Below are 6080 nucleotides of genomic sequence, written 5' to 3' on the forward strand. Positions count from 1 at the left end.
CGGGGTTCAATGCTCCGCCGCGTCTTCCGGCTCAGATCCCAGCGACACCGACTCCCACACCGCCACGACGATCATGATCGTCGTGGTGGCGATCGACAGCCACAGCGGCGAGAGGTCGGCGGCGAACCACCACAGCACCAGCAGCAGCAGGATGCCGGCCCCGTGCGAGAGCTGGAGGAAGCCGCGGATCGCGTACTTGAAGAGGATAGTGCCGACCAGGAACACCAGTGGGCCGCCGACCGTGCTCACGATGGTGCGGGTGTCGGAATGGCCGCTCGGGTGCTTCAGCACCAGCTCGTCCGAGACCGCGGTCAGGATGATGCCGGCGACGATCGGCGTGTGCAGGTAGGTGTAGGCGAGCCGCGCCAAGCGGCCGGATTCGGCGGATTTCGAGATGCGCTCGGCCCCGGCCTCCGCGCCCTTGTGGAAATAGATCCACCACATCGCGATGGCGCCGACCAGTGCGGAGACGAAGGCCAGGATGTTGTTCGCGGTCCAGTCGAGCTCGGCAAAGGTGGCGCCGTTGACGACGATGGCCTCACCGAGCGCGATGATGACGAACAGCGCGCAGCGCTCGGCCATGTGGCCGCCTTCGACGGCCCACGCCTCAAGCGAGGAAAACCCGAGCTTCGGGACCCAGAAGCGTGCCGCCGGCGAGATGTATTCCCAGGTCACCGCCACGATCCACAGCCATAGCCGCGCTTCTCCCTCGGTCAGGCCGCCTGCGATCCACAGGACCGCGGAGATCGACAGCCAGGTCAGGATGCGGATCGCATTGTGCCGCACGGCCGTTCGATGCCGCGGCGTTGCGAACAGCCAGAATGCGGTACGTCCGACCTGCATGGTCGCATAGGCAATTGCGAACCACAGGCCGCGCCCCTCGAAGGCGGTCGGGATCGTCGTCGACAGCACGAGGCCGCCGAGCATCATCGCAAAGAGCAGGAGGCGGACCGGCGTCAGTTCGGGATTGAGCCAGTTGGTGACCCAGGCGGTGTAGACCCACACCCACCACACCGCGAGAAACAGCACCGCGACGTGCACCGCGCCGAGCGGCGTGAAATGATGCAGCAGCGTATGCGAGATCTGCGTGACGGCAAAGACGAAGACGAGGTCGAAAAACAGCTCGACAAAGGTGACGCGGCTGTGCTGGCTCGGCACAATAACGCGAAACATCGCGCCGCGCTGGTCGTCCGCAGCCATCATCGCTCCATGATGCGATCAGGTCAGGTGCCGGGTACGCCGGTTTGCAGCGCCAGCGCGTGCAGGACGCCCCCCATCTGGCCGCGCAGGGACTGGTAGACGATCTGGTGCTGCTGGACGCGCGACTTGCCGCGGAAGGATTCCGAGATCACGGTCGCGGCATAGTGGTCGCCGTCGCCGGCGAGGTCACGGATGGTCACCTCGGCATCGGGGATCGCTGCCTTGATCATCGCCTCGATATCGTGGGCGTCCATGGGCATTCGGGTCTTGCTCCTTCTCGTCCAAGCTTTTTCTGGTCCAAGCGTTCGAATCGCTGCCGGGGGTCCCCTCGCCGGCAAGCTCAAACTTAGCGTGAACGGCCTTCTCCGTCACGCCTTCCGGCACTATATCCGTGATCCCATCAGGATAAAGGCACGACAAAGTGCCGCGCGCAGCAGATTGATCGAAAAGGCGTGAAATCATGAAGCTTCCAGGGCCCGACCACCCTATCACCATCACCCCAAATCCCCGGCGCGTCCGGGTGAGCGCAGGCGACGTCGTCATCGCCGAGACCAGCAAGGCGCTGACCCTCAAGGAGGCCAGATATCCGGCGGTGCAATATGTGCCACGAGAGGACACCAACATGGCCCTGCTGGAGCGCACCGACCGTGTCACCCACTGCCCGTACAAGGGGGACGCGAGCTATTTCAGCGTCAAGGCCAACGGCAAAATGCTGGATAACGCAATCTGGACCTATGAGACGCCCTTCCCCGCCATGGCCGAGATTAGCGGCCATCTCGCGTTCTATCCGGACAAGGTGAAGATCGAGGAAGTGGGGTAGCCCGCCAGATACGCTGCCGTCATGGCCGGGCCTCGTCCCGGCCATCCATGTTCTCGGCCGCAATCGATGGGTGCCCGGGTCGGATCCGCGGCATCACGACTGATGTGCGGGGGCTCATCCTTTGCTAAGCCCTGAAGATCGTGAGGCCCAGTATCAGCAGCACGAGGAAGATCACGACAAAGACGTAGAACAGGAAGCGGGCGATATCGGCGGAGGCGGCCGAAATGCCGGTGAAGCCGAGCACCCCGGCCACGATCGAGACAAGCAGGAAGATCAACGCCCATTTCAGGATCGTCATTGCCAGCTCCGAAATTGCTGCCGCCCCTTGCGGCCCCTCAAGCTCTTTTCGCGGATGCTAACTGCGCTATGCTGAGCCGGTTCCTAACCGCATCAGAGCACGCGACGGCTCTCACTCTTGCTGAATCAGGTTCCCGGCGGCACAGTCCGGCCGGAACAGAAGCGCTATCGGGGCAGCCATGATCACGGTGTCACATTCAGCGAGAATGGGCGCGGAGACTCACGACGCGCCAATGAGCAAGGCGCGCAATTTGTCGCTCGACCGCGCCCGCACCTTCCTGACGCTGGTGGTGCTGCTGCACCACGCCGTCATTCCCTACACCTATTTCGGCCACACCGATCCGACCTCCTGGATCGGCTTCGACATGATCGTGCTCGCCACCGACAGCTTCTTCATGGCGATGTTCTTCTTCCTGTCGGGACTGTTCACCTGGCCGGGCATCGCGCGCAAGGCCCCATCGGTGTTTCTGCGCGACCGCCTGTTGCGGCTGGGGCTGCCATTCGCGATCGCGGCCTTCACCGTCATCCCGCTCGCCTATTACGCGATCGCGCTGCGGCAGGAGCCCGAGCTGACCTTCGCTGCGTTCTGGTGGAAGACGGTGACATCAGGCCCGTGGCCCAGCGGCCCGGTCTGGTTCGTATGGGTCCTGCTCGCCTTCGACCTGGCTGCAAGCCTGCTCTACCGGGTCTCGGCGCATCTGGTCGATCCGGTCAATCGCGTCTCCCTTCGTGGGTTTAAACAGCCGGTCGACTTCTGGCTGCTGCTGGTCCTCGTCAGCTTCGTCGCCTACGTTCCGGCGCTGGTCTATTACGGCGTCAACGAATGGTTCGAGTTCGGGCCATTCTCGGTGCAGGCGAGCCGTGTCCTGCTCTACTTCGCCTATTTCTTCATCGGCGCCAGCGTCGGCGCTGCGAACCTCGATCACGGCATCCTCGGCGCCGAGGGCCAGTTGCCGAACAGCCGCTGGCATTGGGCGGTCGTCACTTTGATCCCCTACTGCCTGATGTGGGGCATGATCTACATCAAGCGCGAGATTCTCGGTAATCCCGATCCGCTGCCAACCTGGTACGATGTGTTCTACGGCACGTTCTTCGTGCTGTTCTCGGCCTCGATCATGCTCGCGATCCTCGCCTTCTTCCTGCATTCGAAAGCGCCGGGGCCGAACCTGCTCGACCGCCTGCAGGCGGATGCCTATGGCATGTTCCTGGTGCACTACCCGATCGCTCTGTGGATCCAGTACGCGCTGTACGATTACAGCCTGCCTGCGATCGTGAAGGCCACGGTCGGCTTCGTGCTCACGGTGATCCTGAGCTGGGGTGTGACGGCGGGCTTGCGAAAGATTCCGGGGGCGTCACACGTGTTGTGAGGGCGAGCTCTCCACTCGTCATTGCGAGCGCAGCGAAGCAATCCAGAATCCCTCCGCGGAGGTAGTCTGGATTGCTTCGTCGCTTCGCTCCTCGCAATGACGGAGTGTGGTAGCGCCTTACGCCGCCTTGCCGCCCATATATTCCGGCAGCCAGCGTTCGAACGACTTGCGCAGCGTGTCGATCGCAACCGGCGCTTCGCCTGCGATCGCGATCGCATCGCCCCCGGTGGTGCCGATCCGCACGCAAGGCACTTCGCAGCCACGCATCTTGGCGAGCACGCGGCCGGCTTCAGTCTCCGGCACGGTGACGAGATAGCGCGCCTGGTCCTCGCCGAACCAATAAGCCTGCGGCACCAGCGCGGTCGGCGCCGCGAGCAGTTTTGCGCCGATACCGCCCGCCATCGCCATCTCGGCCAGCGCAATCAGGAGGCCGCCGTCGGACAGGTCGTGCACGGCCGTCGCCGTGCCGGCATGGATCATGCCGCGAACGACGTCGCCGTTGCGCTTCTCGGCGGCGAGATCGACCGGCGGCGGTGCGCCCTCCTCGCGGCCGCAGATGTCGCGCAGGTAGACCGACTGGCCGAGCCAGCCGTGGGTCTCGCCGACCAGCAGGATCGCCTCGCCTTCGGCCTTGAAGGCGAGCGAAGCGGATTTGGTGAAATCGTCGAGCAGGCCGACGCCGCCGATCGAGGGCGTCGGCAGGATCGCGCGGCCGTTGGTCTCGTTGTAGAGCGAGACGTTGCCGGAGACGACCGGGAAATCCAGCGTGCGGCAGGCTTCCGAGATACCCTTCAGGCAACCGACGAACTGGCCCATGATCTCGGGCCGCTCAGGATTGCCGAAGTTGAGATTGTCGGTGATCGCGAGCGGCTTGCCGCCGACCGCGGTGATGTTGCGCCAGGCTTCCGCTACCGCCTGCTTGCCGCCCTCGAACGGGTCGGCCTCGCAATAGCGCGGCGTGACGTCGACGGTCAGCGCCAGCCCCTTCGGCCCGTCCTGCACACGCACCACGGCGGCATCGCCGCCCGGACGCTGCATGGTGTTGCCGAGGATGACGTGGTCGTACTGCTCCCAGACCCAGCGCTTGGAGCACATGTCGGGCGTTCCGATCAGCTTCTCCAGCGCAGGCCCGAGGCCCATCGGCGCCGGCACGTCGCGGGCGTGCACGACCGGCAGCGCGGCGGAGGGGACGTGCGGGCGGTCATAGACCGGCGCCTCGTCGCCGAGCTCCTTGATCGGCAGATCGGCCATGACGTCGCCGCCATGCTTGACCACGAAGCGCTTGCTCGGCGTGGTGTAGCCGACGACGGCGAAGTCGAGGCCCCACTTCTTGAAGATCGCCTCGGCTTCCTTTTCCTTCTCGGGCTTGAGCACCATGAGCATGCGCTCCTGGCTCTCCGAGAGCATCATCTCATAGGCGCTCATGCCGGTCTCGCGGGTCGGAACCGCGTCGAGATCGAGATCGACGCCGAGGTCGCCCTTGGCGCCCATCTCGACCGCCGAGCAGGTCAGGCCCGCAGCGCCCATGTCCTGGATCGCGATGACGCAGCCCTTCTCCATGATCTCGAGGCAGGCCTCGAGCAGCAGCTTCTCGGCGAAGGGATCGCCGACCTGCACGGTCGGGCGCTTCTCCTCGGATTTGTCGTCGAATTCCGCCGAGGCCATCGAGGCGCCGTGGATGCCGTCGCGCCCAGTTTTGGAGCCGAGATAGACGATCGGCATGTTCACGCCGGAGGCGGCCGCATAGAAGATCTTGTCGGCATCGGCGAGGCCGACAGCCATCGCGTTGACGAGGATGTTGCCGTCATAGCGGGTGTGGAAGCGCACCTGGCCGCCGACCGTCGGCACGCCGAAGGAATTGCCGTAGCCGCCGACGCCGGCGACAACGCCGGAGACGAGGTGCCGCGTCTTGGCATGCTCGGGCGCCCCGAAGCTGAGCGCATTGAGGCAGGCAATCGGACGCGCGCCCATCGTGAACACGTCGCGCAAGATGCCGCCGACACCGGTGGTCGCGCCCTGATAGGGCTCGATGTAGCTCGGGTGGTTGTGGCTCTCCATCTTGAAGACCACGGCCTGGCCGTCGCCGATATCGATCACGCCGGCATTCTCGCCGGGCCCCTGGATCACCCACGGCGCCTTGGTCGGCAGGCCGCGCAAATGGATGCGGGAGGACTTATACGAGCAATGCTCGTTCCACATCGCCGAGAAGATGCCGAGCTCGGTGAAGGTCGGCTCCCGCCCGATCAGCTTCAGGATGCGCTCGTACTCGTCAGGCTTGAGGCCGTGGGCGGCAACCAGTTCGGGGGTGATCTTGGGTTCATTCTTAGACATGGGCTGACACTCTTGCGGCGCTGACCGCTGCGTTCCCTCCCCCCTTGTGGGGGAGGGTTAGGGAG

Annotated in this window: 6 protein-coding genes; 2 read left to right on the forward strand and 4 right to left on the reverse strand. The window is 64.7% G+C overall.

From position 1 onward, the window contains the following. Positions 1–6: 6 nt before the first annotated feature. Entirely contained in the window at positions 7–1200 is a 1194-nt protein-coding gene (locus tag EHH60_RS26580) for a low temperature requirement protein A (protein WP_199752045.1), read from the reverse strand. A gap of 23 nt (positions 1201–1223) precedes the next feature. Beyond that, positions 1224–1460, reverse strand: coding sequence for a BolA family protein (locus EHH60_RS26585; protein WP_011088461.1), 237 nt, complete (start codon positions 1458–1460; stop codon positions 1224–1226). Positions 1461–1660: 200 nt separating this feature from the next. Here EHH60_RS26585 and EHH60_RS26590 point away from each other — a divergent pair, with 200 nt between their 5' ends. Next, entirely contained in the window at positions 1661–2020 is a 360-nt protein-coding gene (locus EHH60_RS26590) for a DUF427 domain-containing protein (RefSeq protein ID WP_124162349.1), read from the forward strand. 124 nt (positions 2021–2144) lie between these two features. Here EHH60_RS26590 and EHH60_RS26595 read toward each other — a convergent pair whose 3' ends face one another. Next, positions 2145–2318: a DUF1328 domain-containing protein gene (locus tag EHH60_RS26595; protein ID WP_007612121.1), complete on the reverse strand. Its 174-nt coding sequence runs from the start codon at positions 2316–2318 to the stop codon at positions 2145–2147. A gap of 178 nt (positions 2319–2496) precedes the next feature. On the opposite strand from EHH60_RS26595, the gene EHH60_RS26600 reads away from it, so the two are divergent. Continuing rightward, positions 2497–3684, forward strand: a complete 1188-nt coding sequence (locus EHH60_RS26600) for an acyltransferase family protein (protein WP_124162350.1) — start codon at positions 2497–2499, stop codon at positions 3682–3684. Between the two features lie 117 nt (positions 3685–3801). Here EHH60_RS26600 and purL read toward each other — a convergent pair whose 3' ends face one another. After that, the gene (gene purL / locus EHH60_RS26605) at positions 3802–6015 is read right to left on the reverse strand and encodes a phosphoribosylformylglycinamidine synthase subunit PurL (protein ID WP_124162351.1); all 2214 of its coding nucleotides are present in this window, start codon (positions 6013–6015) and stop codon (positions 3802–3804) included. Positions 6016–6080 lie beyond the last annotated feature (65 nt).

It is taken from the genome of Bradyrhizobium sp. RP6 (assembly GCF_003837805.1).
In the GTDB taxonomy this organism is placed as follows: Bacteria; Pseudomonadota; Alphaproteobacteria; order Rhizobiales; family Xanthobacteraceae; genus Bradyrhizobium.